This is a genomic window from Lacibacter sp. (assembly GCF_035299325.1).
Lineage (GTDB): Bacteria > Bacteroidota > Bacteroidia > Chitinophagales > Chitinophagaceae > Lacibacter.
In genome coordinates, this window is record NZ_DATGWT010000015.1 from 16254 (window position 1) to 42696 (window position 26443).

The following is a 26443-nucleotide window of genomic DNA, read 5'->3' on the forward strand; positions in this document are numbered from 1 at the left end:
TTAATGCCCGTAAATATCGTTTATAGTTTTGTATAAAAGAACAGTGTTTTTCCCTCAGCAATCGAATGAGTATTAGCTGGCAAACGGATCGCCAAAATTGGCACTTGCTTTATTCAAGTCGACCTGCAAACGTTCCAGCAATTTTACCATGGCCCATGTATCCAGCTTACAATATTCCAGCAATGCATTACGTGTTGTTTCTATTGCAGCAGCATCGGTTGCATGTTTCAAATTATAAAAAGCTGCACTGGCAGTACCGCCATTGCCAATTGCAAGTTCGGAATAACTCAATTCTGGAACCAAAGCAGGCAATACATATTTGATGGAATAGGAACCTTGCATCAATGGTGTGCGGTAATGTTTTCGGAAAGGAGCCATCAGGTCAACAATACGTTCCTGGATATGTTCAATAGCTGGTGCCAGTTCTTCAAATTCCTCTTTGAGTTGATTGAGAATCATATTCTCGAATGTTTTGTTATACACCACAACAGTGCCACGCTGCGGAACAGAACTGAGCAGATGTAACGCAAATTGCAGATGCGGACTGTGTGGTCCTTCGGCGAGATAATGCATATGTTCTACTTCCGTTTCTTCCGAATGCTTAATATGCAGCGAATATTGAAAAGGTACTTGCCTGTAAGGCCAATGGCCATCCTGTTCGGGCACTGCTGCCATCCATGTTTCAAAATCGAGAAACAGAATGGGGTATTGTATGGTTTCTAAAAATGCACCAATAGCTCCTGTATTAAAATGATATTCTTCATCCGCTGCTTCTTCCTCCACCAGGTCTTTGCTACAGTAACCATAAAAATCGCAGGGGTAGGGTTTGCTGCAATGATTGCCGGGCTCAATAGCTGGCTCCGATTTTAGTTTAAGTACATCTTTCAGTTCTGCTTCCTTCTGTTGAATGAGCGGTTGCAGTGCAACCACATTCTCTAAAACGGATGTTGCTGTAAAGAGTTGTTGAATATCGAGATCACCAGAACGCACATAATCACGGTTGAGATGGAGTATGCTGATGTCTTCCAACTCAAGACCTGCATTTGAAAGTACGTAGTATTGTAATGCTGCATCCAATTCATGTTGTTCTTTTACATCGAGTGTACCTTTTACTTCAAAGGCATACCACTTTCCGTTTTGCTGCACCAGGATATCCATTGCTGCTAATACCCCGTTGTATTGAAAAGCTGCTTCGTAAATGATTGTATGTCCTTTGCTGATATACTTTGCTGTATCGGCTACAGATTGCTGATAGAGATAAGCTGTTTCAGGACTTGCATCTATACCGCCAGGAAATAATTGACGGGCCAGCATACCTACATCGGTACCGGATTGAAAGATGGCTATTTGTGCTTCATCTTCTTCATCACGTACTTCAGGTTTGAATTTATGCAGCCACAACCGCTTGGGGCATTGGCAGCCATACATGAAGGTTGATTTGGAAAGGAGATGGCGTTCGGGTTTGGGTGATTTCATGAACAGTTCAATTTAAAGAATTCATAGTGACTAGCATAAGATTCCGATGGTATTTTAATTACTGTGCGCTTTTAAAACATAACTGTGCAAATAGGCATGATAAAATTTCTCCCATCAATTTTATTGAACTTACTCCTCCAATAAAAAATCCGTCGGAATATGTTTCACTGTTTTTGCACCCATGTCTTTGAGTCGTTCCACCTGCCGTGAAAAATTTCCCTTGCCAGTTGACAATTGCTTGTATGCATCTTCATATGTTCGTTGGGCTGCACCAAGAGAATCACCGACTGATTTGAAATTGTGCAAAAAGCCCACAAATTTTTCATAGATGGCACCTGCCTGTTCTGCGATCGCTTCGGCATTTTTGGTTTGCTTATCAACCTTCCACATTTCCTCCACTATCTTTAGAATAGCCAACAGATTGGTAGGACTAACTAAAATGATTCCTTTATCATATGCATATTTCCAAAGAATTGGATCCGATTTTACTGCTTCTAAAAAAGCAGGCTCAATAGGCACAAACATCAATACATAATCGAGTGCCTTGGCATATTTTGGGTAGTTCTTTTTACTCAAGCCATCTACATGACCTTTTATTGCACGTACGTGTTCATCCATTAGCTTCGCAGCGTCTTCAGGAAGATCAGCACTAACCGAAGCTTCATAAGCAATCAGTGAAACTTTTGAATCAATAATTACTTTACGATCATCAGGATAATAAATCGTTACATCTGGCTGTAGTCCTCTTCCGTTCTCGTCTTTTATAATCGCTCCTGCTGCATCTCTGATAAAATCCTGAATCTGGAAATGTTGTCCTTTGATTAGCCCACTATTTTCAAGAATTGTTTCAAGAATCATTTCACCCCAATTACCCTGCAACTTTTTATTCCCTTTTAATGCAGTTGATAAATTGTGTGCCTGTTCGCTAACCAATTGACTGCTTTCAACTAATTTCTGTACTTCACGACCAAGTGAAAACCGCTCTTTGCTTTCCTTATCGTAGGTTTCTTCTACTTTTTGTTTGAAATCACCAATTTCGGTTTTAAGAGGATCAAGAATAGCCTTCATATTTTTTTCATTCGCCTCGGTAAATTTTTGGGTCTTTTCATCCAGAATTCCCTGGGCTAAATTTTTAAACTCAAATCGAAATGTGTCTCCTAGTTTTTCTAAATCCTCTTTCTGTGAGTGAAGCTTCTCATTAGCAGCATTTAATTGCTCCTTCATGGCAGCAAGTTGATTTAATGCAGCCTGATAATCGAGCTGCATTTGCTGCGCTCTATTTTGCTCCTCTTCAAGTACGGATACTTTACCGGCTATTGACTGAAAACGACCAAAGTAATCCTCCTTTTCAATACTCAGTTTTTGATTCAGTTGATACAACTCATTATTTGAGCTTTCAAGTTGTCGGCATTTTTCAGTTAGCAAGGCTACAGATTTGCCAGCTTTGCTCTGACTAATAAACCAACCAATTAAAACGCCAACTACTAAAGAAATAAGGGATAAGATAATGTACAGCATAGATGTTGTCATAAAAGAAATTTAATAAAGAACAAATCTAATGGAACAGGTTGCAATCTATTTGCAAAGTGAAAATTGTAACGTTATAAATTATTTACCGTATAGTAAGTCGATAAACACCGCTATTATTCCGTTGAATATTTCTGATTCTAAATCCCATATTATCGGCAGTATATTCATGCAAATTAAATACAGGCCAATCGTCAGGCAGTTTAGGAAAAATTAACGTGAAGGAAAATCGTTCACCACTGCGGCTAAAGAATTTTCGCTCAGGTGACATTGGTATATTGATCGCATGGATGAGTTGAACTTGTTCACTATTGTTTTGATTCACTAAATACGTGGTCGGCCAAATGCAAACCCAGCCACCCATCAGATAAATGGGAGGTGCTATATAGGAGCAATGAAGCAACGTAACGCCTTGCTCTTCTATTGAAGTAGAGAGTTCAACGTCAGATTCAATCAATTGATCGAGGTCAAATTGTAGAGACATATCGGGTAAGAATAGGTTTGTTGAAAGTATAAAAGGTGTTTGACACAGGTTAACAAAACCATTAAATAAAACTACTATGCAAAAAAAGAGTTACGCCGTATCTATTTCCAATAAAACCGACACCGCTTCATTATCAAAAAGTTTTTGATCGGCTGTATTAATATATAATTCCTGATAGTTGGTACTTGTTGATTCGAACGGGAGTTTCACCTCGGTATCGGCCGGGTAATACTCCAAGGCATGAAAGCTATCCGTCTTTACTTCCTGATTAAACAGATAAACACCCGGTGAAAGAATCCGTCTCTGGACCGGCAGATTACGCCAACCGATATCCAATTTCATTTGCTGGTTCGATTCAACTGTCATTTGTTTGCTGAGAATCTGATAGCCTGCAAATGCACCTTGCATGATCATTCTGAATTCAGGTTGTTGCTGGTTAAGTTGGATTACAATAAACATGTGTCCGATTGATTTATGATACAAATCTAGATGAGCACATTGCAACCTATTTGCAAAGCAAATTTTAATTTTCGGCAGGGAAGTAGCGGTCATAATCTATCTGCTCCTTTGATTTGAAGAAGTAGAGGTCTTCAGGTGTCATAATTAATTCGGAACCTAAAGGTTGGTTGATAGAGAAATCATAATCCGGTATAAGTTTTCGAAGTGCATCTTTAAGTACAGGGTTTACCGCCATCAGTTGATTTATTAAGTTCCGGTACACCCTGATCGATGCTATCAAAAAATGAATGCCGTATGCCGGGCCTTCAATCAACAATTGTAAAAAATACAAGCCCGTATACTTTCGCTTGGTAATAACCAGCTCAAAGATATCATCGGAGATAACAATCAATGGAACTCTTCGATTTGAATTCTTTATTGAATTTCTTTTCCGTTTCTTCAACTCCTTCAGCAGATCCTGCATAAAAATGTAACGAGATGCGACCGATCCATGATCAGGATTCGTTCTGTTATAGAATGGGTATGGCAGCGTTGAGAGATTACTCCCAAACACCTTTACTACGTTCGTTTCAGACATCGCCAAGGCAAATCCTATCTCATTATTTGCTATACTGTTCTTCCAGTTTGTAAGCAAACGTTGTAAAAAGTGATAGAGCTGTTCCTGATTACTATAAAGCAGAAACAAATGAGGAAGCTGGGAAAGAGGAATCTGCCGCAATTCACTATTACTGGTTCTTCCAATAATAACCGAAAACTCATTCCATTCAGATGCTTCCATGTTTACAAAGTTGGTGGCTAATTCATAAACTAAAAAAAGAGAAAGTTTTCACATTGCAAATAGGTTGCAATGTTGCCGGTTAGCTTGCACAGCGAATGTGAGACTATAAAATAAATCTATTACTGCAATTCAGCAATAGCAGTTTTCCAGAAATAGCATTTTTATTTTCACATTCGCACAAAGTTTTTCACAACTAATTCCTGTGGATAAAAAGAGACTTTGTATTTATTCACAGGTGCTGTTCTGTGATTTAAATAATCACAATTTCATGCAAATACAACCAGCGCAATGAGTCAACTTGATGAAATCATAGAAGTAGAAAAACAATTTCTTGCTGTTATCCTGAATAATCATGATACATACTTTCGGGTAGCTCACATTATTACCGCTAGTACCCGCTTCTCTGCACCAGAGCATCAGGAGATTTATGCAGCTATGAAGTTACTTGTTGAACGTAATGATCAGATAAGACCATCAACTGTTTTATTTGCGTTGAAGGAATTGTCAGGAAAAGAAAATACGAGTGCCGAAGCTCGTTTGAAAGAGTTAGCTTGTATACAACCTGATGTATCGGCGATGAGATCTTATATGAATATCATACACAGGCATTCCCTCCGTGGCGAGTTTCTTACAGTCATTCAAAAGTCGGAACGTGATTTACAAAATCCGGCATTCGATATTTTTGATATATTAGGTGATATTCAAATCAAGTCCTCCATACTGTTAGGCCATAGAAAGAAAAATAGAGAACATTCGCTGAAAGACTTATGGCAATCACATACCCAGCGATTCAAACTAAACAACGATAAACCAGATCAACTAGCAGGTTTTTCTACTGGATATGAGAAGCTGGATCATGCGATCAACGGATTACAGCCTGGCAGACTTTATGTGATTGGAGCACGTCCTTCTGTTGGCAAAACTGCATTTGCCGTTAACCTGATGCTGAATGTATGCAGCAATGAAGAACAGCCTCGACGTGCTATTTACTTTTCGCATGAAATGAGTGCCGACCAATTGAGCCAACGAATCATGGCATGTAAAACAGGCATAAAACTGGAACATATTGCAAAAGGGAAATTAGATGCACAGGATTGGGAATTACTTCAGCAACATTCAATAGACGAACAACGAAATGATCAAATCATTATTCATGATCGTCCATCTGTTACAGTAAGCGACATCAGGCAATCGTTACATCTACACCACAGCAATCCTATTGACATCATCTTTATCGATCATATCCAATACCTGAAAGGGAAACAAGGGCGATACAGAGATGAGGAGTTAACCCATATTATGAAAGAGCTGAAACAGCTCGCATCTGAATTTCATATAACCATTGTGCTGTTATCGCAGCTCAACCGGAATATAGAAACCAGAACCTCCGGACGAATGCCAATGCTATCAGATCTGCGGGAATCCGGTTCTATTGAACAAGAGGCTGATGTAGTCATGTTTTTATATCGACCGGAATATTATGAGTTACAGGCTGATAACGCTGGTCAAGGTATCACGGGAGAAACACATCTACGTATTGCCAAAAACAGAACTGGCATGCTAGATACAATTCACTTGAGCGCTCTACTTCATATTCAACGCTTCATACCTTATGACAAGCTGTTTGATCAACTTCATGAAATTGTTGAAGCCAAAGAATCGGAGGGGGAATGGTCTAAACGCTTTCAGGATGAAAAGAAAAAATATGAAAAAGATGTAAACAACTTAGATCAAGAGGATATGCCTTTCTAATTAACTCAGAAGTTAATTCAGGTATTAACTTATAAATCAATTGAAAATTTATATAACTGATTATGCCGGGACAAACTCATTATGAGCGTTAACACCTAAAACTAAAACGCTTTGTGGCTGTGTAACTGCGGCCCTTGGAGATATGGGAACTACAGGACGGCTTCGCCTTACAATAAGGCTTGCCTGCTCCGTTCCTCCGCATCCAAGCCTTATTGATATGGTGGTTCAGATAATTGATAAGTCCCGGCTATTTTTTATGGAGATAAAACCATTTCATAGAAAGATTACTGAACTGCAGATACAGCAGTTCTTACACTTTAATAGTGTACATGATCTATCGCATCTAATAAACATCGATACGGACATTATCGAACATGTGTTCGATGAACCCAAAAGATATCATGAGTTCCCTATCCCAAAAAGAAAAGGAGGAAAGAGACTTATTCATTCGCCTTCTCGGCCATTAAAAGACATACAAAAGCGATTATCAATATATCTCACAAGAATCTATCATGAGTATGCTCCGGCATATGTACATGGCTTTATCCGGTCAAATAAAAAAACATCAAGCAGGAATATTATAACAAATGCGACTCAACACCTGGATCGTCCTTATGTGCTTAATATAGATATTGAAAACTTCTTCCCTTCTATTAATGCTGAGCTTATTAAAAGCGCTTTTAATAAGCTTCCCTTCCAGATGTATTCCGATGAAGGTGCCAGTATCATCAGCTTATTATTAACCAGAAATTGGATATTACCTGCAGGCAGTCCTGCATCACCCATTGTATCCAATATTATTTTCTATGAAACTGATATAGCTTTACATAAGTATTGTCTAGAAAATAAGCTGGTTTATACCCGTTATGCTGATGATCTTACTTTCTCGGGAGAACTTATCAATGATCATATGACAGAAGCAATAAAGAAAATTATTATTTATCATAGCTTCATGATCAATGATAAGAAGGTACGGTTACAATCAAAACAATCCGCTCAATATGTTACCGGTATCAAGGTTAATAACAAGCTAAATGTGAACCGGAAATATATCAGACAGTTGAGGTCGATATTACATGATTGGGAATCCAACGGACTTGAAATGGCATCGACCAGGTATTATGCCGGTAAACTTCATCGTTATCAAAACAGACTGGATATGTATACTTCCTTTAAAGCTTCTGTTCAGGGAAAACTGGCATTTCTCCAGCAAATTAAACAAGAAGAACCTGTTCTTCAAGGTCTATATAAAAGATTCATAGCTCTTAAAAACACCTGCATGTAGAATCTGATTAAAGCGCTTTTATTTATCTTAAGTCTTATTAAATATGCGAAAGAAGATTGTTTATTTAGATGATCAAGTATTATATCCTGATGCAGTAATGAAGCTTGTTGACCCCAAAAAGGAACGATTTCTTTTTGTCAGGTTTCAGCATCCGGATGCTTGCTTAAAATATGTATTTAATTAGATAGAAAGTAATTCGAAGATTGATTTAATCATTACAGACTTTATTCATCCTGGTGTGAATGGTTATGATTTTTCACTTTCCGTTCGTTCAATCGAATCTTCGTATTCATATTTCAAGCCGATCCCTATTATTCTATTGAGTTTCACAGACCCATCCTATGAGCTGTCTGAGAAAGATATCCAAGAGCTAATGATTAAAAACCCAGATAATGACAGAGAGTATTATGAGCGCTATCGGGAAAACCGGCGGGCTTTTAAACAAGCAGTAGATAATAACTTCTTTTCATCTGTGTTAGGAAAACATGTTGAGGGTTCCGAAATACTCAAAGCAATTGAAAAGGCTTTGGAGAGTAATGAATAGCCAGATATATAAAAGCGCTTATAATTGTTTGTAAAATTTTTGGAGTTTTCGAACGCAGTTTATGTAATAGAACCCTTTACTGCCCGGATATTTGTTTCAAAAATCTCATACAATACTGGAAGAAAATTAAATTATATAAATAAAATTATACAAACTTTTATTTCAACCTAAATAACACCGTCACCCCCATTAATCTAAAAAACAAACAATGTCATATTAAAGACAAAAAATAATAACTCAACGTTTCGGAACTAAGTACCCAGATGTTTCATTTCCTTTCTGATCTAAGTAGCGATCAATTGCATCCTGCATATCACGCAGTGCCATAGATGCTTCCTGGTAATTAGTAGTATTGATATCGACTTTGGTGACTTTCCAAGGCTGTCGTTTCAGTTCCAATCTTTTTTCCATTAAAATGTAGCGGTCGTTTTTGCCTTTGATCTTAAAGCGTTCGACCTGGGGGCTGCTGTAATAATGTTCTACTTCCATGCGGAAGCGGCCTTTGGTTTTTGTATCGACCGAGATGTGGAAGGTGACGTTGATGTTCATAGGGGCGGAGGTTATCGTAATGAAATTCTTTTGTAGGATCAGGAGCATGCAGGAAGTTTTTTGCAACGGGCCATGCTTTGAATTTTTTGGGATCGCATTGGTAGGTTGCGAGTTGGGCAATGCGTTCTTCAGTAAGGTCTTGCTGCATCCATTCCAGTGCAAGCTCTGGCGGGAGTATGACGGGCATGCGTTTTTTTGTATTGTGTATCTGAAGCATGGGGCCTATAGCATCCGTTGTTGCTATTGCGAATGTGGATGCTTTCTGATCCATTTCGAGATTGTGCCATACACGTGATACAGCTGCCATAAAAAAGTATTCTTCACCGTTATCGTAGGTGATGTAGTAGGGTATCTTTTCTGTTTCTTTTAGTGGTTGGCCTCGCTTGCCGATCTTGGGAATATGTCGCCACTCGTAGAAGCCTGTTGATAGTGCTAAGATGCGACCATGTAATGCACCTTCACGATACATGGATTCCTTCCCTTTTTCATTGACCAAAATATTTTCGCCTTTTGCATTGAGCCAGGTGAAATTTTTACGGGCAGCGATTAACTCATCGGCATCATGAATGGATTCGGGGATGTATTCCCAATGCATCAGTTGTATGTCGATGTCGGTTCCATTTTGGATGGGGACGATGACGGGCCAGTCACGGTAATCGAAGCCGCTTTGTACGGGGCGGTTGAGGAAGAGGAGGTTTTTGATTTCCTTTTCGATGGCCATGAGGCGGATGTATTCTGAGCGGGTGACCCGGCAGCCGTTGTAGTAACACATAACGTAAAGGTACAAGGGGCAAGGCCCAAAATACAAGGGAAGAAAAGGCAAAAATCCAAGGAACAAGAGCCAGGAAGTTAGAACTCAACTGGCCACAGATAAACGAAAATGAACGCAGATGGGGCCATTAAGTTATAGTAGCCTGAAACATGGTTGTGAAAAAACATATTATTGCTCGACTCCGTTTATGTAGGTGGCAGTTTCACGAACGGTTCCGTCTTCGTTATACAGGATAAGTGTACCGTTGCCATTTTTTAGTGTCCCAGGATTTCGCTTTTTACCTGAAGCATCATAGTTCGCAATAACAGTCCAATGCTTTCCTTCTTTGTAAATCTCTTCGATCCATACTTTACCATCAGGATAAAAATAGCGCCTTGTTCCATTGAACTCCCCATTTTCAAAATTCACTTCTTCGGCCACTATACCGTTTTCATAAAATGTTTTTGCAGGACCATTGGGTACTCCATCAACCAACATTACCTGACGTTGAGGGTTTCCATTTGGAAAATAGATTGTTCTCAGCCCATTTCTTTTTTTGTTTTCAATTGAAATGGTTTCGGCTAAAATGCCTTGCTGGTTATAATTACGCTGTATATATTTTCGTTCTCCGTCGAGAATCTCTTTTTCATCCATGATTCTCTTTCCATCGATCCAATAGGTTGTTGACAATCCTCTTTGGATATTATTTTCAAATGTTTGTGCTCCGACCAATGTGCCTTGTAAATTATAGGTTTTCCAAACTCCATTGAGCTGATCGTTTTTAAAGGTCTGCTCGTAGATGGGGTATGTTTTGGCGGGATTGAGACTGTCAACTACCCGGTAAACAAAAATGCCTTCCCGTTTGCCATTCTTGTATGGGCCTTCCATTATAATGAGAACTTTGTAATTCCACTTTACATGAGTTGAGTTGTTGTTGTCGACATCCCAGAGTGTAGCATCTGTGATTGCATAGGTTCGACCGATACCGTTTTCAGGAGTATCAATTTTTACTATACCAGGTGCCCAAGCTGTTCGAAATAGTTTTGGCGTGTATGGAGGCTGCTGAGCAATAGATTGATGGGTGGTGAAAATAAATAGTATCAGGAGGGTGATTGCAACAGTTGTTTGCTTCATTCTGTTTTGCTTTTGGCTCGAAAATTAATGCAGAAATATGAAGAATAAAGAAGCAAACTACAACTGCTGCATATGGGCCATAAGTGCGGGGAAATCCTGGTTTGCCCGGCAGGAATCAATTATGACTCGGTTTGAAATTTTTGGTGAAGTAAGATTTCCGTGACGTGTCCACGATATTCAGGTTTATGAATTACACAGTCAGTGTCAGCTAAATTCAAAGCGATTTACTTTCAACTATATCTTTGAAAAACGGCAGGCACCCCTTTGCGTTTCTATTTCCGGCAAGTAACTGAATTTGAGCTGTTAAAACAGCTAAACTCAGCTAATCCTGTCGCACATTTAGTAACAATTTGCGACGGGATGATGAGTAAAAAGGCATTGTTACGACTTCGCTGTTTCCACCTGCTTAATCGCTTCAATTGCCGCCAGCATCTCACTCATAAAAATAGGCGGAAGCTGATCAAAGGCAACCAGTTTTTCATCTTCTTCATTCTTAGGATAGGTATCCCACCTGGTTGTGGTTTTAGTTTTATCAATTACATACAGGCGGCCAAGTTTTTCATCCATCCCCCAGCCATAACCGGCACCCACGCCTTCCACTTCCAGAATTGCTTCGAGCTTTTTCTCGAAATACAATAAGCGCATCGATTCAAGCATACCACCATCTCCGGTGGGTCCTTTGTGCCAGCCATAACGTTCCAGTGTGGAGCGGATGGAACCTGTTTGCATATGTCTGCCTTCGTATTGATGCAGGATGGTTGTGTGCAGATTAATTGCTGAGAGATCGGGTATCTTCCGATCGAGTTGGGGAAATACCTGGTCTACTTTTTCATCAAATAAAAACTGTTGCCATTGTTGTAAAACAGCCGGCGCAAGTTGTGTGGGATGAACCATGCCGATCATTGCCTCTTCAGGTATCGATACTTCATCATGATTCACATCAATCAATGAACTGTCTTCGTTGCAGGTGAAGGTGGTTTCAATTGTATGTTCGTTTGCATACACAGCCCACACAAGTTTCGTGGCATAAATAAACATCACAGGGTTGTTGAGGAAAAAGGCCTGCCATGCAGCAAAGCTCCAGCGCCGCTGCACAATGAGATAATACTCCATACGTGGCGATTGTGATTTCACCACATCTCTTACTTCTTTGGCAATGGCTTTAAATTCTTCTTTCAACGCAGCATCAGCTGCAGCAGGAATTGCTTTGAGTTGTTTATTGTCTTCATTAAAGAAAGCAAGTTTAAACTTACTGTCAATAAATGCCCTGTACTCTTCATTGCCAATGGTAAAGCTTTTGTATAAGCCATCAAATCCAAAGTCGGGTACAATACGATCGCCCAATTCATGCGTGCTGATGTTGAGTTCTTCGGCCGCCTGCTCCAATGCAGTCAATGCTGCTGCGCCTACGTTTGCTTTTTTGCTTCTGTATTTGCGGCTATACCATTCTACCCAACGAAGGGCTTTATCGCTTCCCTGTAAAGCGAGGGCACCTACTCCATATTCCGCCATTTTGTAACGTCCTTCCTCTATCCATGTATTGGTGATAGTGCGGAGTTTATCTGTTACTTCATCGTTACCAAGTAAGGCGGCAGCAGCAAGCAAATACTTATGCTCCGGCTTAAAGTGTTTCTCTTTATACAGCTGTAACAATTGCAATGCAAAGGGTGCTGCTTTTGCTTTATCAAGTGTTTGAATAATATAGTTGCCTTCAGTATCCGATTGCATTTTATTGAGGCGGCTCATGCGGTACAAAAAGAAACGAATTGTTTCAGGTGTTGCAGCTGTACCATCAGCTTTGTATAATGGAGCTAATTTGCTTTCATCCAGAAATTCTTCCACAGGTTTCTGCAGCTTACCCCGTTGAGCTGCACCTTCAATCATCTGTTGTATAAATGCATCATCTGCATCAGCAGGTAAACTTGACGAAATACTTTCAAGCAGCAAATCTCTTGCTGCATCATTTTGTTCTTTGTGAAGTACATTTAAAATCGCCCGTTTTGAATTCGCCGAGGAAAGCAGGCTCAATATTTTTGCGCCAAACAAACGAACTTCACCTTTTTTATGATCGAGTAAGGCAATGGCTTTTGTTTCTGCTTCAGGATCATTTGCAGCTAATAATTCTGCTGCAAAGGTTTTGATCTGGTTCGATTTATTCATCCCCATCTTCCAGAGCACATAAATATATTTTTCGGCTGTACTTATTTTTTGCAGATAAGAAAAAAGCTCACGGTAATAGTCTACACCACCTGCGGCGCCGATGTACTCCACAATTTGCTCAATGTACTCAAAAGCTTCATTCCCCAAGTGATGATGCAATACCATGATTGTTCGTACATCCACAAATGCTTTTCGCTCAATAAGATGCTTAATAAGTTCGCTTGCCTTTGTATGATTTAGCGTAAATAAATAATGAACCGCTACGGTACTTAACGGAAATTGCTGTATGTGTAAAAGCTCTTGAAGGGAGGTTTCAGGAATTCGATGTTCCCAACGTGCCATTGAAGCATCACTTCGATACTTGACTAAATAATCGTAAGAAACTGATTTTACAATTGAACCAAATCTATCTGGTATTACTTGATAGAACCGGGATGCCGAAATCAGTTTTGCCCGAATCATCTCGACGTCTTCCCGATCATACTGTTGCAGAATTTTTTCGATCACTTTGATATAAGACCCGCTTTTATACTCCATAAAAAAACGGATTAGTTCATCATCAAGAAAAAATAAACCAGCTTCAATGTATTCTTCTGTAAACTGAGAATCAATTTCCTCCAATAACTTAAAATATGATTTCACCCATGCTACCTGAGGCGCAAAGCTCATGCTCATATGATAAGGATACAACAAGTGACCTTTATTTCGCAGTGCATTAAGCAGGTAGTTTTTTACTACACCATCTGGTATTTCCAATCCTTGCTGATCATAGTAAACAGAGACAGTCGCAATAACAGAAAATTCATCATCTGCATTTAAACCTTGTTGTCTTAAAAAAGTTTGAACTGTGTGTAAGATTTCTGAAGAAGGGTTTAAATACAGATCATTAATCATTTTCGGATTGAGGAAATAGGGAAATATCGGCTGTAACAACGGATCATTAAATACATTCAATACAAGTTGTTCCTTAGCTGATATTTTTTCAATCGACCCGATTAAATTCAGTAATGATTTACAGAAATAGAGTTTGTGATCTTGCTGTAAGCTGTTGAGTACAGGTGTGACACCAGTTAAATAATCAACAATTGGAGCATAGTTGACCGATGATTTTGACTCAACTAAACCCTGGGAAAAATAGAATTCGTTTATTTTAGTCTGACTAAGGGCTTGCTCTATTTCTTCAATCGTAAATGTGTTCATAGCTTACTATTTCTTTAATACAAGATCTTCTTTCGCTGCCCAGATACCAATATCCTGCTTGCTTAATGCAGCTGCCATCAGATCGGGAAATTTATCGGGTGTACAGGCAAATACAGGAATGCCGAGTGTTGCCAGGAAGTTGGCATTCTCATGATCGTAAGAGGGTGCGCCTTCATCATTCAATGCTAACAATACAACTACCTGCACACCTGCTGCTGCAAGCTCTATTGCACGTTTGCGCATACCGGCCACATCACCACCTTCATACAAATCGGTGATTAAGACTAACACCGTATCGGTAGGGCGTGTAATAATTTGCTGGCAATAAGTGAGCGCTGCATCAATATCTGTTCCGCCACCTAACTGCACACCAAATAATAATTCAACAGGATCAGTGAGTTCTTCTGTAAGATCAGCAACAGCCGTATCAAACACCACCATCTTTGTTTTGATAGCAGGGATAGAAGCCATTACCGATCCAAAAATACCGGAGTATACCACCGATGTACCCATGGAACCACTCTGGTCTAAACAAAGCACCACATCTTTTAACGATGTACGTTTGCGGCCATAACCGATTCTTGTTTCAGGAATGATGGTTTTATATTCTGGTTGATAATGTTTCAGATTTTTCTGAATGGTGGCGTGCCAGTTGATCTCGTTATGTTTGGGTCTTCTGTTTCTTGTACTTCTGTTTAAACTTCCAACAACAGCTTGTTGCGTAGGTTGCGCCAGCTTCTTCATCAACTCATCCACTACTTTCCGCACCACCATCCTTGCAGTGTCTTTTGTTTTATCGGGTATCACATGGCTTAAGGTCATGAGCGTTGCGACCAGATGCACATCGGGTTCTACATTTTCCAGCATCTCCTTTTCAAACAACATTTGCGTGAGCTCCAGTCGTTGCAATGCATCTCTTTGCATCACCTGTACAACCGTGTTGGGGAAGAAAGTTCTTATATCACCTAACCAACGGCTCACATTGGGCGATGATGGACCAAGCCCGCCTTTGCGATCTGAATCATACAAAGCGCCGAGTGTTTTGTCCATCTGCAAATCATTGCCCTGCAATGAGAAACCTGTTCCATCGCTTTGCTCTCCACCGAGGATCATCCGCCATTTACGTATCAGTTGCTCGTTTGCCATGTTACATCATTCTTTTGTTTACACTATTAAAACATTAACCCACCCCAACCCCTCCCGGGAGGGGAAACCGTTCTATTCAGCTATTGTATATGTATTGATCAAGTTGCATCTATTTATATGAAGATTATCATTTTAATAGCCCAATAGTTTCAATACAATCGGTATTCCTTTTGCTGCACGTTCTTCATCAATACCTGTTTGCACTTGTTTTGTAATGATGGCTGTTCCACCTGTTTTTACTTTCTCACCCAATTTCCTGCGTTCGGGTTTGGAGAATTCAGCAAAGGTTCTTCGCAATAAAGGAAGTACTTCAATAAACACTTCGTCTTCTAATTTTTCCACCCAACTGTTTACAACAGCCCACAGATCTTCATCGAGTAATAAAATGGTTCCGCTTCCTTTTAAAAAACCTTCGAGCCAGGAAGCAGCAACTGCAGCTGCTGTTGATTGCGACATGGCATAGTAAAATACTTTCACCAACTCATCGCCCTGTAATAATTGATGATCGTGTAACAAACGTGTGCAGTAACCGGCCAATACAGGTGAACTGTTTTTGTTGCCTGAAATAGCTTGCAGCGTCTGTTGCCACTCTTCTTCAATTTCTTTGTGCTGTAACAACTGAACAGATTCATTCATACTCACAAACAAAGGCAGTAAATCCAGTGCAGCATCATCTGCAATACCTGTACTTGCTGCTGGCAAACTGATGCAGGTGCGGGTGATCATACTCTCAACAATACCTGTTACCAGTTCGGCATCTGTTTTACGTACGTTACCATAACGGGTAACATTTACCAGTCCGGGTATTACGCCCATAAACTGAATTACATCCGTACCTGTTGCTGCAAGATTATTGATTTGATTAATGAGTTGTTCAATAGCAAGCGGAAGTTCAGCAGGCAGTGTGCGTTCCAATAAACCACATACCTCATTGAGTGATTTTGATTCCCCTGCTTTTGAAACAATGTATTTTGATGTTGCTTCTTCAACCGTATTACCCCAGTTTCCTTTTTCAATGATCTGGATCGATAACTCCGGTTGCCATTGCAGGCGCCATTGTTCTTTAAAGGTTCCTTTACCTGCTACATCACTTCGTTGTCCCCAATGTATGCCGAGTAATTGCAGACGATGCAATAACACGCTTCGCTCGAGATCGTTTTCTTTGCGTAAGTCGAGTGTATAATCTTTCCAATCGGCAGTGGATGGTAAACGTAATCGCTTTTGTTGTTTTTCAATATCTGTTTGAAGAGGAGGCTTTGGAATCTCAACCGGTACTTCACCAATCTTATCGCTTACAATCAATTCATCATGCACAAGTGACATACGGATCACTTCACCATTGCAAATAACACTAAGCGTTGCTTCATTCAACTCTTCCAATCCTGCTTTAGGTAAATTACGCAAAGCTGCTAATGATTCAGACAATCTTACTGCTTCCATTACATGTGCAACAGAAGTATCCATTTGTTTTGAACGAAACAACTTCGCTACTTTAGCCATCCATCTTGTTCCATCATCGTATGGATAATGCCAGATATGATCGTACCAACCCGGTGATGCAATACCTGCGCCATAACCACTGTACATACTTAAGCGGTTATATGTCCACGGTACCCATGTACATTCTACTTTTACTTTCGGCAATCCTTTCAGCAGATCATTATCTTCTTTTTGTTTGGGCATGTTGAGTAATGCAGGTGCGTGCCATGCGCCACAGATAACAGCAATGTTTTGAAACATTTCTTTCTCTGCCTGGCGGATTGTTTTACGCATATATGCTTCACGTAAACTTTCTGTGCGGTCATCCTTCGAAGGAACTTCATCACGCAATACCTGCATGGCTTCGTTTACTGCATCAAACACTTCTTCGTTTTGATGACGATGCTCAAACATATGCTCCCACCATTTTTCTCCATCATCATACCCAGCTGCTTCTGCTAAATATGAAACAGGATCTTTCTTTATGATGACGATGGGCTCTGCTTCATTATTATTGATGCTGTAATTGTTGATTGTATCAATCACATCTCCTTCATCTGTTTCATCCGACGCTGCCTGCTGCTCTTCTGCTTTCTTTTCCTCTTCTGCATCAAGTGCAAACTGGTGTGCAGCAGGCAGATCCATAAAGCGGACATGAATATTATTTTTCCGAGCATACAGAATGGCTTGCCACTCGGGTGAAAATTCTGCAAAGGGATAGAAGGAAGAATGTTTGGTATTATCGGGTTGAAAACAAAGAATGGCCACAGGTGGTTTTAAATCTGTGTGCGATACCCATTGCAAAACAGGATCAGCATCTGGCGGACCTTCCACCAAAACAATATCCGGTTTTGTTTTCTCCAAAAACTCTTTTACGTTTCTGGCAGAACCCGGACCATGATGTCGTATACCAAGAATATGTATTGCCATTGAATGCGCTGCTGATTATTGATTAGATGCCAAGATCTCGACAAGCCCTGTAAATATCTTTCCATTCATCTCTCGGCTTTACCACCGTTTCTAAGTATTCCTGCCATACAATTTTATCTTGCACGGGATCTTTTACTACAGCACCGATAATACCTGCAGCCAGATCATTAGCTTTTAATTGTCCATCGCCAAAATAAGCGGCCATTGCTAATCCATTATTCACAACAGAAATTGCTTCGGCAGTACTGAGTGTACCACTGGGCATTTTAATTTTTGTCTTACCATCCATGGTAACACCACTTCTTAATTCACGGAAGATGGTGACAATGCGACGGATCTCCTGCAACGCAGGTGGCTCTGCAGGCAACTCCATAATTTTTTCAAAACTTTCAACCCTGCGTTTTACAATATCAATTTCTTCATCCATTGAATCAGGCACAGGAAGAATCACCGTATTGAAACGTCTTTTTAATGCACTGCTCAATTCATTTACACCTTTATCTCTGTTGTTGGCAGTTGCAATTACGTTGAAGCCTCTTACTGCCTGCACTTCTGTATTTAATTCCGGAATAGGTAATGATTTTTCTGAAAGAATAGTGATCAATGCATCCTGCACATCTGCGCCAATACGTGTCAACTCTTCAATACGAACGATCTTACCATCTTTCATTGCACGCATCACCGGTGTTTCCACCAATGCTTTTTCTGTTGGACCTTCTGCTAATAATCTTGCATAGTTCCAACCATAACGAATAGCTTCTTCACCTGTACCTGCTGTCCCTTGTACGATTAATGTTGAATCACCACTGATAGCAGCCGCTAAATGTTCACTCACCCAACTCTTGGCAGTACCGGGCAAACCATATAATAACAATGCACGGTCGGTTGTTAATGTAGCTACGGCAATTTCCATCAGTCGCTTGTTACCGATATACTTCGGTGTTACTTCAAAACCATTTTTCAGTTTACCGCCGATGAGATAAGTAACTGCCGATTGTGGAGACAGATGCCAGTTCGCAGGTCTTTTATCCTGGTCTTGCTTTCTTAACTCTTCCAGTTCCAATGCGTATAATTCTTCTGCATGCTGACGTAAGATGGTTGCCATAATGATGTATTTAAGCGGTAAAGGTTGTTGTGATTTGATTTTTTAAGTTGATGAGTTTCACTAAATATTCTTTCGTTTTATTCCAGCTGTTACGTTGGTATTCTTCTGCAGGTATAATCAAACCCAGTTCTCTTTCAATGGCAGAAGGGATACGTTCAATATGCTGACTAAAGAATGATCGTGTATAGTGATAAGGATTATTTGCAGCGTGCGTTAAAATCTTTTTTGTCATTTCAATACTCCATTCCCTCTTGAATTCAACAGCATAACGAATAATGGCATCTGCATGATCGGCAAATGAACGGTTTGAATAATATTCCTGTTGCTGTGCCGGTAACATCGGAATAAGATCAATATAAAATGTGCTGCAATACTGCATCATAAACACTGCCCATTGATGCTGTTTGAATTGCAACGTAGCCAGCACTAATGCCGTGATCATTTTTTTACCCGTAGCATCTTTCTCAAATAACTCAATGATCTGCTGCGGCGATTTACCTAACTGCTGCTCCCAAAATGTTGGTGGCACAAACTGTATGAGTTGATAGATGATAAACTCATCGTCGCTAAACTCTTTACTGTTACTGCTCAGCTTTTCAATTCCTGATTTGAATATTTCAGGATCAATATCTGCAGGCACCTGAAACGAAAGTGATGTCTTACTCATCATGCCCAACAAAGCCTTTTCTGTTTTTATGGTTACAGCTTTTTGTAAGACGGCTATATACTGTTGTACCAATGCAGAACCGGGAATCTGCTTTAGTAATTTCAGTGCTTCCTCTTTTACTTTCTTACTCTTTTCGTTTTGTAGTGATTCAAGAAACAGAATATCATCATTGCTGACATTGATTGACAGTATTTCTAAAAAAGAAACTTTTGTTGCTGCATCTTCCTGTGCCCATGTTTGTTCCAGTAAAACTCTTGCAGCAGCAGGATCAACAGAGCGTAATTCAGTAATTACAGCTTTGCGTTGGTCTGTTGTACCTGTATTCCAAAGTTCTTCCTGTGATTGTGATACAGAGAAATTCCATTCGTGATTAAACTGGCATAACCATTCGCCACGTTTACCTGTACAAGGTGCGATAGCGGCTCGCAGCTGTTTATATTGTTTACCGATTGCGAATAGAGACGGAATCATTTCAGGCGATACCAACCTGTTTGCCTTTGCACAGGCTGTTAACCATAACTGTAACAACGATTGACTTTCTTCAAACAGGATATCCTTTAACACCTGCATGGCTGCAGGACTGCAGTATTGTTTTTCTTCAGCTGGTGCCTTATCAATATTGATCGTTTCTTTTTTCAATGGCAGCACAGCGCATTGGCGATAGTTATACGTGAGTGATGCCAGTTGCAGAAACTTCTCTTCCTTATCAATCGTTGTATTTTCTGTAATAACAGCGACTGCTCCGGCAAGTGTTGGCACAAGCTCTTCCACACCGATCATTTTTTTATCGGTGCCCATCATTGCCGTGTGTATAATCTTATTCCATGCTTCCATTATTCAATGCTGTATCGCTTATTGTAGTAGTTTATATTCATCGTGCAGCCAAACACCAACTGCTTCGTATTGATCTTCTCTTCCGATCAAAGCCATGTCTAATGCTTCGCCTCCGCTGATTGCTAACAGCTTCCAGATGTAACGTTGTTCGTTTTTCAACAACATCATTTTCTGTTCTGCATCCTGCAACCACCATTGCTGATTGTATTGCACCGGTCTTAATTTGCTGATGAGATAGGGTCGATCGCCTCTTACCGGCAACTGGCTGTTTAATGTTGTTTCCGTAGCCAGCACTTCATCCCAGTTTTGGTAACCACTGAAACTTGCTTTCATGGTTGAAGCAATCTGTCGTTTTACAATTGCACGCAAAGGAGAAACCGAAGGAAAGAATACCAACTCTGCCTGCACGAATATTCCGGGTGTGAACGTTAATTGACCTCCTTGTCCACGTACAATGAACTGCAAGACCAATGCATATTGTTTCGATGCAGTGCCATACAACCAATAACGTTCGGTGGAAATATTATCTACTTCTGAAATTTGCTTCGCTAATACCAGCCATGTATCGGTTACACCTGTTTGTTCTTTTAACTCTTCCTGGTTTTGTGTAAAGCCGATCCATGAGCGAATGTCTTGCTGCAAGGTTTCATCCAACGATGCTGTATTCTGAAACGCTTTCGTGGAAAGATAGATAACAGCTAACTGATCCATGAACTTACTCTGCCAGCCTTCTGCATAAAAGTTGATCTCTCCTAATGAACGCACCATGCCTGCCAAGCCCGGCGCCTGCGCATCCACCATTCGCTTTGCCATATTTTCAAACCAAAGCGATCCTTTGTCGGGCATGGTTAATATACCATTACGTACAATATCCTTCAACCATAATTGTAATTCTTCAATACCATCTGTTACTTTCAGCTCACGTGCCTGTGTGCGTTTTGCTCTTGCTGCTTCATCAACAGGTTTGTCTTCTTTCTCAACCTGCTTTTCTTTCTTCTCTACACGTTTGCTGATCCAGTCTTCTACCCATGCAGGCATTCTTGAAGTACTAAAATCATTTGGCTGACGGGCATTGTATAACAACAAGCCTAATCCATGTTTGCAAGGAAATTTTCTGCTGGGGCAGGAACATTTGAAGGCAATATTCTGCAGATCGATTTGTGTTTGATAGGGCTTGCTGCCACTTCCCTGGCACTCGCCCCACAAAGCCTGTTCATTAGCGCCTTTGCTTACCCATTTTGATGGGTTCGCTAAATCTTTTCCTGATTTTTTGGAAGACTCATCGGGGGCAAGATTAAATATTTGTTCTTCGGTGAATTGCAAGAGGAAAATTTGAGGTTTAAATATATCGACAAACTAAAAACAACCCAACAAGATTGCAAGATTATTTGCGAGTAGTCAATTCAAAGCTTTCAATCAAATAGCTATCTAAGATTGATTTTTTTACTTCAAGTTTTATAACATATGAACTTTTTAGTTGCTGCAAATCATATCCAGCTATAGAATAGTACCTTGAATATCTTTTATCCAAGAAAATAAACGAGATTTTGTCATAGCCAATCGTATTGACGCTCTTTATTCTGCAGTCATAATACTCGCAAGCAGATGAAGTTGCACTTTGTGCAATAAGGAGATTAATTGGTACTCGTAAAGCAAACTGAAAAAGACCTGAAAAAAAGATAATGCCTACAACAAACCCCAAGACATAAAATTTATCCCGAAACTTACGTAAATAGTATTCTTTATAGTATCTGTAACGGACATACATGAAGACTATAATAACTAAAAAGGAAAGTATTAAACAAGCCAGTGATAAAAATCCGGGAAAATTTAAAATCTTGCTGCTTGTTACCAGGTATAAAATTATAAAGGCTAATATAATTAGATAAAGCCTTCTACCGTTAAGCAGCCGAACAACAAACATATCCTTTTTAAATTTGTCCTTTTTCATCAGTTCACAATTTTCCTCATTCTTCATTATTCCATTTAAATTCTTCTTTTTTTATTTTCCAGATAAAGCCATCGAGGATATAGTGCGTAATCTGCGGCAGGGCCAGCAGCGGAACAACAAAACTTAACAGTGTATCATTCAGCTCAGGCAAACGCATGTTACTGATACCGAAAACAGCAGCATGTTCTTTCCACACAAAAGCATCCCAAATTCCTTCTTCGAAATAAGCAAAGAGAAATAACAAGCCGAGGAAAACAACCACGCCATATTTGCTGAATACTATTTTTAGAAAACGTGACCCCCTGCCCGGTTGCAAATAATTCTTTTGCCCGTAGATCCATACCAATGCCATGTACGGAATACCATGACTCACTACATTCAATACGGTGAAAGCCATATCACCATTGAAATACACAATGCCAAAGTACCATGAAAGAAGAGTACCTGCTACAATAGCAAGCTTTGGAAGATTGACTTGCTTTGTCAAGATCCATCTTCTTCCTTCATATAAAATGTAAACCCCAATAACCAGAATATATAATACTGTACTTAACTGCAACAGGAATGGTGATTGCAGGTACACAAAATCATTCTCTATAAACCAGTTGAAATTTCGTGGACCATTCAAATGCCAGTAGATGAGCGGATAAAGTGTGGCATAATAAATAGCAATTCGATCGATCCAGATAGAAAGTTTTGTACTTGCTTCTTTACGACTGTACACCCGCATAAAACCGTATTGCTGTCTTATGAAATGAAACACTGCCGTGTATGCCAGTAAACGCCAGAATAACTGGCTGCTGATGGAATAGGCCATCACTGCAATTACAAAACCAATAAAAGGAATGGCAATAAGAATTGAACGTTGTTTGCTGAATGCCTGCGGATCAAAATAAGTACGGTAAAGAGTGCTGTACACATGTGCCACATCAATCAGCAATACCAACACTACCCAGCCTGCGTCCGTAACCCCTTCCTTATTTTGAAATACAGACGGGAATAAGAATACCAGTAACAAACTTGCAAAAGGAGGAAGTAAGATGAACAGGATGTCGACCAACGGTCGGCCAATCCAAGGTTGTTGTTTAAAAAAGGTTTGACTATGCCACATGCTGCATTACTTTTTTTGCGGCTTCCAATCCCTGGTAAAAGCCTTCTTCAAAAATACTGATGCCCGCATTATCGGTATGGGCAAAATGAATACAATCATCAATTGACGAAGCCAGTTCTTTTCGCAAGAGGCCATGTATAATTCCGGGAACAGGTTGAACCATTGCATGCCCCCACAAAGTGATATTAATTTCTTTTGCTTTCTTTTCAATATCGGGATGAACAATTTTTAAATCTTGAATGATTTGCGTTGACCATTCATCGTGTGTTTTCTCATTTGCTTTCTTTCGGTCTTCTACCGTTTGCGTACTCGTAAGAGGCAAATAGTAGGTAAGGTTTTTTAAAGGTATATTCTGCTGTAAAACTTGATGTGTTGCGTTTACATAGCCGAGTGATGCACTGCCATAAATAACATTATCCCAACTTAATGTTTCACCTGATCGTTCTTCCAATGTGTCGGTTACAATATTCGCCACCATCCAGGGAGCATATTGATAATTGCTCTTTACTTTTTCAATCCGCTGTTCATCTTTGAACAAACGTGCTGCCACAAATTGAGGAATGGCGATGATGCACTGGTCCGCAGTTATTTCTTTGAGTTGTCTATTCTTTACATCGTAATAGTGGATGATTATATTCTTTCCTGCTTTCTCCACTTTGGTTACCAACGATTCTGTACGCACAAAATCATGCACATCTTTACTTAATTGTTGAATAAGGAATCCATTGCCTTCGGGCCAGGTAAGCACATCACTGTAATCGGCGTTCGCTGCTTTCCCTTTTCGTCCGGCGAAATAATGAATGCCCGCCCATGCGCTGCAGAGATGATGTGGTGTGCCAAAATCATCTCTTGTACAATAGTTCACATACCAATGTAAATACTCGCTGGTATAATTATTCTGCAGCAACCATTCTTTCATGGTAATCGCATCGAGCTTTGTATAAACAGGATCAGTGCTTGACTGATTAACAGGTATAGCAAATGCATCTTTTCCATCGTTTCCCTTCGCCATGCGAAACTCTTTCATCTGTGCAAGAAAACGTTCAATCTGTTTCAACTCCTTTGCAGGAACGCCGTATTGCGGAATTAATCCTTCCTGCCATCTGCCATTAATGTATAAACGTTCTTCCGGATCAAAACACAAATACGCTTCGTTGTAAACAGGTAAGCCATCTTCATTGAAGTCTGTAATAATATCTGCCGATTTTAAAAACTCCAGGTATTCTTTCAAGTCATTATTCGGAATAGGAACATAATGTGCCCCGAATGGAAAAGCCGAAATGGAATTTGAACCATTCGCTGCATTACCACCTATATGCTTTTCTAATTCTAAAATGATAATGTCATTGATACCTTGTTGTTGCAGGTGTCTTGCTGCCGATAACCCACTTACACCAGCCCCAATAATCACCACTTGTTTTTGTTCGGTTGAGGATGGTGCTGCAAACTTCTTATCACGCAACAAATGACCAACAGATGAAGAAGCACCAAGTATGGAGCCTTTAATTTTTGTTTTACGCTTACATGAACTTACCACTGCAGCTATACCTGTTGCAGCAACACCCACTTGTATAAAATCTCTGCGGTTCATTCGTTAGTCCAGGTATTTACTCCATTCCTCTTCGAAATAATGTACCAATGCCTGGTTATTTAATTTATTGGGTTGCAGTTTTTCTTTGGTACGCATGTCTTCCGGGAAAATAAACATCTGCTGCACCGTTATTGAATCGATAAACTTTAAACCTCTGGGTAAAGAATGAAACCAACCGGCTTTCTCATTCGGTGTGGCAATAATATAACCCCACTCTCCAAACGATGGCACATAATTATGATAAGGCCTGGTAAAGAAACCAACAGAACGAAGTGTTTCATCGATGCACCAAAAACTTTTGGGTGCCACGTAAGGTGATGTACTCTGGATGACAACAATTCCATTTTCCTTAACGGCTGATTGGAGCTTTGTATAAAATAATGTACTGTATAATTTGCCTATTGAAAAAGCAGAAGGGTCAGGAAAGTCGATGATCACTGCATCAAACTCCTGCTTATTATTACGCAACCAGATAAATGCATCGCTGTTGATGACCGTTACTTTACTATTTAATAAAGATTTTTGATTCAGTTTCAACAATACACTCTGCGAACGAAAGAGTTTGGTCATTTCGGGATCAAGATCAACCAGCGTAATTTTTTCAATTGAAGGATATTTTAATAATTCACGAACGGCCAGCCCATCGCCACCGCCTAATACCAGAATTTGCTTTGGTTGATGAACAGATGATAATGCAGGATGCACTAAAGCTTCATGGTAACGGTATTCATCCGCCGAGCTGAATTGAAGGTTACCGTTTAAGAACAAACGCAGTTCACGCTTATTACGTGTAAGCACAATCCGTTGGTAAGGCGATGATTTTGCATACACGATCTGATCGTTGAATGCCATTGTTTCGCTGTACTTCAATATCTGTTCACTCATTACAAAGGCAACCAACTCCATCAGCAACAATATCACAGCAGTAATACGTAACAATGATGCTTTCTTTAATTCCTCTGCAAAAAAATACAGCAGGTAAAGCCCCACTGCAATATTGAGAATACCAAAAAACAAGGATGTGCGGATCAAACCCAACTGCGGCACTAATAACAAAGGGAAGATTAGTGATGCCAGTAATGCACCAATATAATCGAAGGTGAATACCCGGCTTACCAATTCTTTAAACGCTACCCGATGTTCGAGGATGCGCATTAATAAGGGTATTTCTAAACCAACTAAAATACCGGTAATACCAACAAGGCTATATAATACAACCTGAAAAGAAGCTGCTAACGGAAATACAAGGAACAGAATGGCAGAACTGAAGCCACCGATCAATCCCACTAACAGTTCAATACGTACAAACCAATGAAGCAGGTTGCCTGAAATGTATTTTGATAAAAAAGAGCCAATGCCCATGGAGAACAGGTACACACCAATGATGGTACTGAACTGCATTACACTATCGCCCAGTAAATAACTGGCCAGTGTACCGGCAACCAGTTCATAAATTAAACCGCAGGTAGCAATGACCAATACGGCCAGTAACAAGATCCACTGCGCTTTGCGTTCACGTTCCTGCATTTG

Annotated in this window: 21 protein-coding genes; 3 read left to right on the forward strand and 18 right to left on the reverse strand. The window is 40.0% G+C overall.

The annotated features are described in order from the left end of the window. Window positions 1–72: 72 nt before the first annotated feature. The 5 genes from VK159_RS09490 to VK159_RS09510 form a co-directional block, all read right to left on the reverse strand. Window positions 73–1476 (reverse strand): DUF2779 domain-containing protein, encoded by a 1404-nt coding sequence (locus VK159_RS09490; protein WP_324229896.1) that lies wholly within the window; start codon window positions 1474–1476, stop codon window positions 73–75. Window positions 1477–1605: 129 nt separating this feature from the next. Beyond that, a complete protein-coding gene (gene rmuC / locus VK159_RS09495) occupies window positions 1606–3006 on the reverse strand; it encodes a DNA recombination protein RmuC (protein WP_324229897.1) in 1401 nt (466 codons plus the stop codon). An 82-nt stretch (window positions 3007–3088) separates the two neighbouring features. Continuing rightward, window positions 3089–3487 (reverse strand): hypothetical protein, encoded by a 399-nt coding sequence (locus tag VK159_RS09500; RefSeq protein ID WP_324229898.1) that lies wholly within the window; start codon window positions 3485–3487, stop codon window positions 3089–3091. 90 nt (window positions 3488–3577) lie between these two features. Beyond that, entirely contained in the window at window positions 3578–3946 is a 369-nt protein-coding gene (locus VK159_RS09505; protein ID WP_324229899.1) for a hypothetical protein, read from the reverse strand. A gap of 64 nt (window positions 3947–4010) precedes the next feature. Further along, the gene (locus tag VK159_RS09510; RefSeq protein ID WP_324229900.1) at window positions 4011–4724 is read right to left on the reverse strand and encodes a hypothetical protein; all 714 of its coding nucleotides are present in this window, start codon (window positions 4722–4724) and stop codon (window positions 4011–4013) included. Between the two features lie 288 nt (window positions 4725–5012). Between VK159_RS09510 and VK159_RS09515 the strand changes: the two genes are divergently transcribed. The 3 genes from VK159_RS09515 to VK159_RS09525 all read left to right on the forward strand — a co-directional run bounded on the left by VK159_RS09515 (window position 5013) and on the right by VK159_RS09525 (window position 8305). After that, window positions 5013–6476: a replicative DNA helicase gene (locus VK159_RS09515; RefSeq protein ID WP_324229901.1), complete on the forward strand. Its 1464-nt coding sequence runs from the start codon at window positions 5013–5015 to the stop codon at window positions 6474–6476. 142 nt (window positions 6477–6618) lie between these two features. Further along, entirely contained in the window at window positions 6619–7761 is a 1143-nt protein-coding gene (locus tag VK159_RS09520; RefSeq protein ID WP_324229902.1) for a reverse transcriptase family protein, read from the forward strand. A 238-nt stretch (window positions 7762–7999) separates the two neighbouring features. Beyond that, complete coding sequence (locus tag VK159_RS09525) at window positions 8000–8305, forward strand: hypothetical protein (RefSeq protein ID WP_324229903.1); 306 nt, start codon at window positions 8000–8002, stop codon at window positions 8303–8305. A gap of 237 nt (window positions 8306–8542) precedes the next feature. Here VK159_RS09525 and VK159_RS09530 read toward each other — a convergent pair whose 3' ends face one another. The 13 genes from VK159_RS09530 to VK159_RS09590 form a co-directional block, all read right to left on the reverse strand. Next, window positions 8543–8794 carry a hypothetical protein gene (locus tag VK159_RS09530; protein ID WP_324229904.1) on the reverse strand — a complete coding sequence of 84 codons (252 nt, stop codon included), beginning with the start codon at window positions 8792–8794 and terminating at the stop codon, window positions 8543–8545. Then, window positions 8748–9575 carry an SOS response-associated peptidase gene (locus tag VK159_RS09535; RefSeq protein ID WP_324229905.1) on the reverse strand — a complete coding sequence of 276 codons (828 nt, stop codon included), beginning with the start codon at window positions 9573–9575 and terminating at the stop codon, window positions 8748–8750. The genes VK159_RS09530 and VK159_RS09535 overlap by 47 nt, the downstream gene beginning before the upstream one ends. Window positions 9576–9794: 219 nt before the next feature. Continuing rightward, window positions 9795–10739 (reverse strand): toxin-antitoxin system YwqK family antitoxin, encoded by a 945-nt coding sequence (locus VK159_RS09540; protein WP_324229906.1) that lies wholly within the window; start codon window positions 10737–10739, stop codon window positions 9795–9797. Between the two features lie 381 nt (window positions 10740–11120). Then, window positions 11121–14099: a DUF4132 domain-containing protein gene (locus tag VK159_RS09545; protein WP_324229907.1), complete on the reverse strand. Its 2979-nt coding sequence runs from the start codon at window positions 14097–14099 to the stop codon at window positions 11121–11123. A gap of 6 nt (window positions 14100–14105) precedes the next feature. Beyond that, a complete protein-coding gene (locus VK159_RS09550) occupies window positions 14106–15245 on the reverse strand; it encodes a VWA domain-containing protein (RefSeq protein WP_324229908.1) in 1140 nt (379 codons plus the stop codon). A gap of 132 nt (window positions 15246–15377) precedes the next feature. Beyond that, window positions 15378–17654 carry a DUF5682 family protein gene (locus VK159_RS09555; RefSeq protein ID WP_324229909.1) on the reverse strand — a complete coding sequence of 759 codons (2277 nt, stop codon included), beginning with the start codon at window positions 17652–17654 and terminating at the stop codon, window positions 15378–15380. A 22-nt stretch (window positions 17655–17676) separates the two neighbouring features. Further along, window positions 17677–18759 (reverse strand): ATP-binding protein, encoded by a 1083-nt coding sequence (locus tag VK159_RS09560; RefSeq protein ID WP_182802581.1) that lies wholly within the window; start codon window positions 18757–18759, stop codon window positions 17677–17679. Window positions 18760–18769: 10 nt separating this feature from the next. After that, window positions 18770–20260, reverse strand: a complete 1491-nt coding sequence (locus VK159_RS09565; RefSeq protein WP_324229910.1) for a DUF5691 domain-containing protein — start codon at window positions 20258–20260, stop codon at window positions 18770–18772. Between the two features lie 18 nt (window positions 20261–20278). After that, window positions 20279–21583: an SWIM zinc finger family protein gene (locus tag VK159_RS09570; protein ID WP_324229911.1), complete on the reverse strand. Its 1305-nt coding sequence runs from the start codon at window positions 21581–21583 to the stop codon at window positions 20279–20281. A gap of 61 nt (window positions 21584–21644) precedes the next feature. Continuing rightward, complete coding sequence (locus VK159_RS09575; protein WP_324229912.1) at window positions 21645–22211, reverse strand: hypothetical protein; 567 nt, start codon at window positions 22209–22211, stop codon at window positions 21645–21647. A 16-nt stretch (window positions 22212–22227) separates the two neighbouring features. Continuing rightward, window positions 22228–23322 carry a hypothetical protein gene (locus tag VK159_RS09580; protein WP_324229913.1) on the reverse strand — a complete coding sequence of 365 codons (1095 nt, stop codon included), beginning with the start codon at window positions 23320–23322 and terminating at the stop codon, window positions 22228–22230. Continuing rightward, entirely contained in the window at window positions 23312–24913 is a 1602-nt protein-coding gene (locus tag VK159_RS09585) for an FAD-dependent oxidoreductase (RefSeq protein WP_324229914.1), read from the reverse strand. Before VK159_RS09585 ends, VK159_RS09580 begins: the two co-directional genes overlap by 11 nt. A 3-nt stretch (window positions 24914–24916) precedes the next feature. Then, window positions 24917–26440: a polyamine aminopropyltransferase gene (locus VK159_RS09590; RefSeq protein WP_324229915.1), complete on the reverse strand. Its 1524-nt coding sequence runs from the start codon at window positions 26438–26440 to the stop codon at window positions 24917–24919. Between the last annotated feature and the right edge of the window lie 3 nt (window positions 26441–26443).

What these genes read in the sequence shown, in the direction of transcription:
- VK159_RS09540 (WP_324229906.1), bottom strand. Translation starts at nt 10,739, where the DNA reads ATGAAGCAAACAACTGTTGCAATCACCCTCCTGATACTATTTATTTTC.
- VK159_RS09520 (WP_324229902.1), top strand. Translation starts at nt 6,619, where the DNA reads ATGGGAACTACAGGACGGCTTCGCCTTACAATAAGGCTTGCCTGCTCC.
- VK159_RS09510 (WP_324229900.1), bottom strand. Translation starts at nt 4,724, where the DNA reads ATGGAAGCATCTGAATGGAATGAGTTTTCGGTTATTATTGGAAGAACC.
- rmuC (WP_324229897.1), bottom strand. Translation starts at nt 3,006, where the DNA reads ATGACAACATCTATGCTGTACATTATCTTATCCCTTATTTCTTTAGTA.
- VK159_RS09590 (WP_324229915.1), bottom strand. Translation starts at nt 26,440, where the DNA reads ATGCAGGAACGTGAACGCAAAGCGCAGTGGATCTTGTTACTGGCCGTA.
- VK159_RS09550 (WP_324229908.1), bottom strand. Translation starts at nt 15,245, where the DNA reads ATGGCAAACGAGCAACTGATACGTAAATGGCGGATGATCCTCGGTGGA.
- VK159_RS09500 (WP_324229898.1), bottom strand. Translation starts at nt 3,487, where the DNA reads ATGTCTCTACAATTTGACCTCGATCAATTGATTGAATCTGACGTTGAA.
- VK159_RS09565 (WP_324229910.1), bottom strand. Translation starts at nt 20,260, where the DNA reads ATGGAAGCATGGAATAAGATTATACACACGGCAATGATGGGCACCGAT.
- VK159_RS09555 (WP_324229909.1), bottom strand. Translation starts at nt 17,654, where the DNA reads ATGGCAATACATATTCTTGGTATACGACATCATGGTCCGGGTTCTGCC.
- VK159_RS09545 (WP_324229907.1), bottom strand. Translation starts at nt 14,099, where the DNA reads ATGAACACATTTACGATTGAAGAAATAGAGCAAGCCCTTAGTCAGACT.
- VK159_RS09560 (WP_182802581.1), bottom strand. Translation starts at nt 18,759, where the DNA reads ATGGCAACCATCTTACGTCAGCATGCAGAAGAATTATACGCATTGGAA.
- VK159_RS09580 (WP_324229913.1), bottom strand. Translation starts at nt 23,322, where the DNA reads ATGTGGCATAGTCAAACCTTTTTTAAACAACAACCTTGGATTGGCCGA.
- VK159_RS09505 (WP_324229899.1), bottom strand. Translation starts at nt 3,946, where the DNA reads ATGTTTATTGTAATCCAACTTAACCAGCAACAACCTGAATTCAGAATG.
- VK159_RS09535 (WP_324229905.1), bottom strand. Translation starts at nt 9,575, where the DNA reads ATGGCCATCGAAAAGGAAATCAAAAACCTCCTCTTCCTCAACCGCCCC.
- VK159_RS09530 (WP_324229904.1), bottom strand. Translation starts at nt 8,794, where the DNA reads ATGGAAGTAGAACATTATTACAGCAGCCCCCAGGTCGAACGCTTTAAG.
- VK159_RS09490 (WP_324229896.1), bottom strand. Translation starts at nt 1,476, where the DNA reads ATGAAATCACCCAAACCCGAACGCCATCTCCTTTCCAAATCAACCTTC.
- VK159_RS09585 (WP_324229914.1), bottom strand. Translation starts at nt 24,913, where the DNA reads ATGAACCGCAGAGATTTTATACAAGTGGGTGTTGCTGCAACAGGTATA.
- VK159_RS09575 (WP_324229912.1), bottom strand. Translation starts at nt 22,211, where the DNA reads ATGAAAAAGGACAAATTTAAAAAGGATATGTTTGTTGTTCGGCTGCTT.
- VK159_RS09515 (WP_324229901.1), top strand. Translation starts at nt 5,013, where the DNA reads ATGAGTCAACTTGATGAAATCATAGAAGTAGAAAAACAATTTCTTGCT.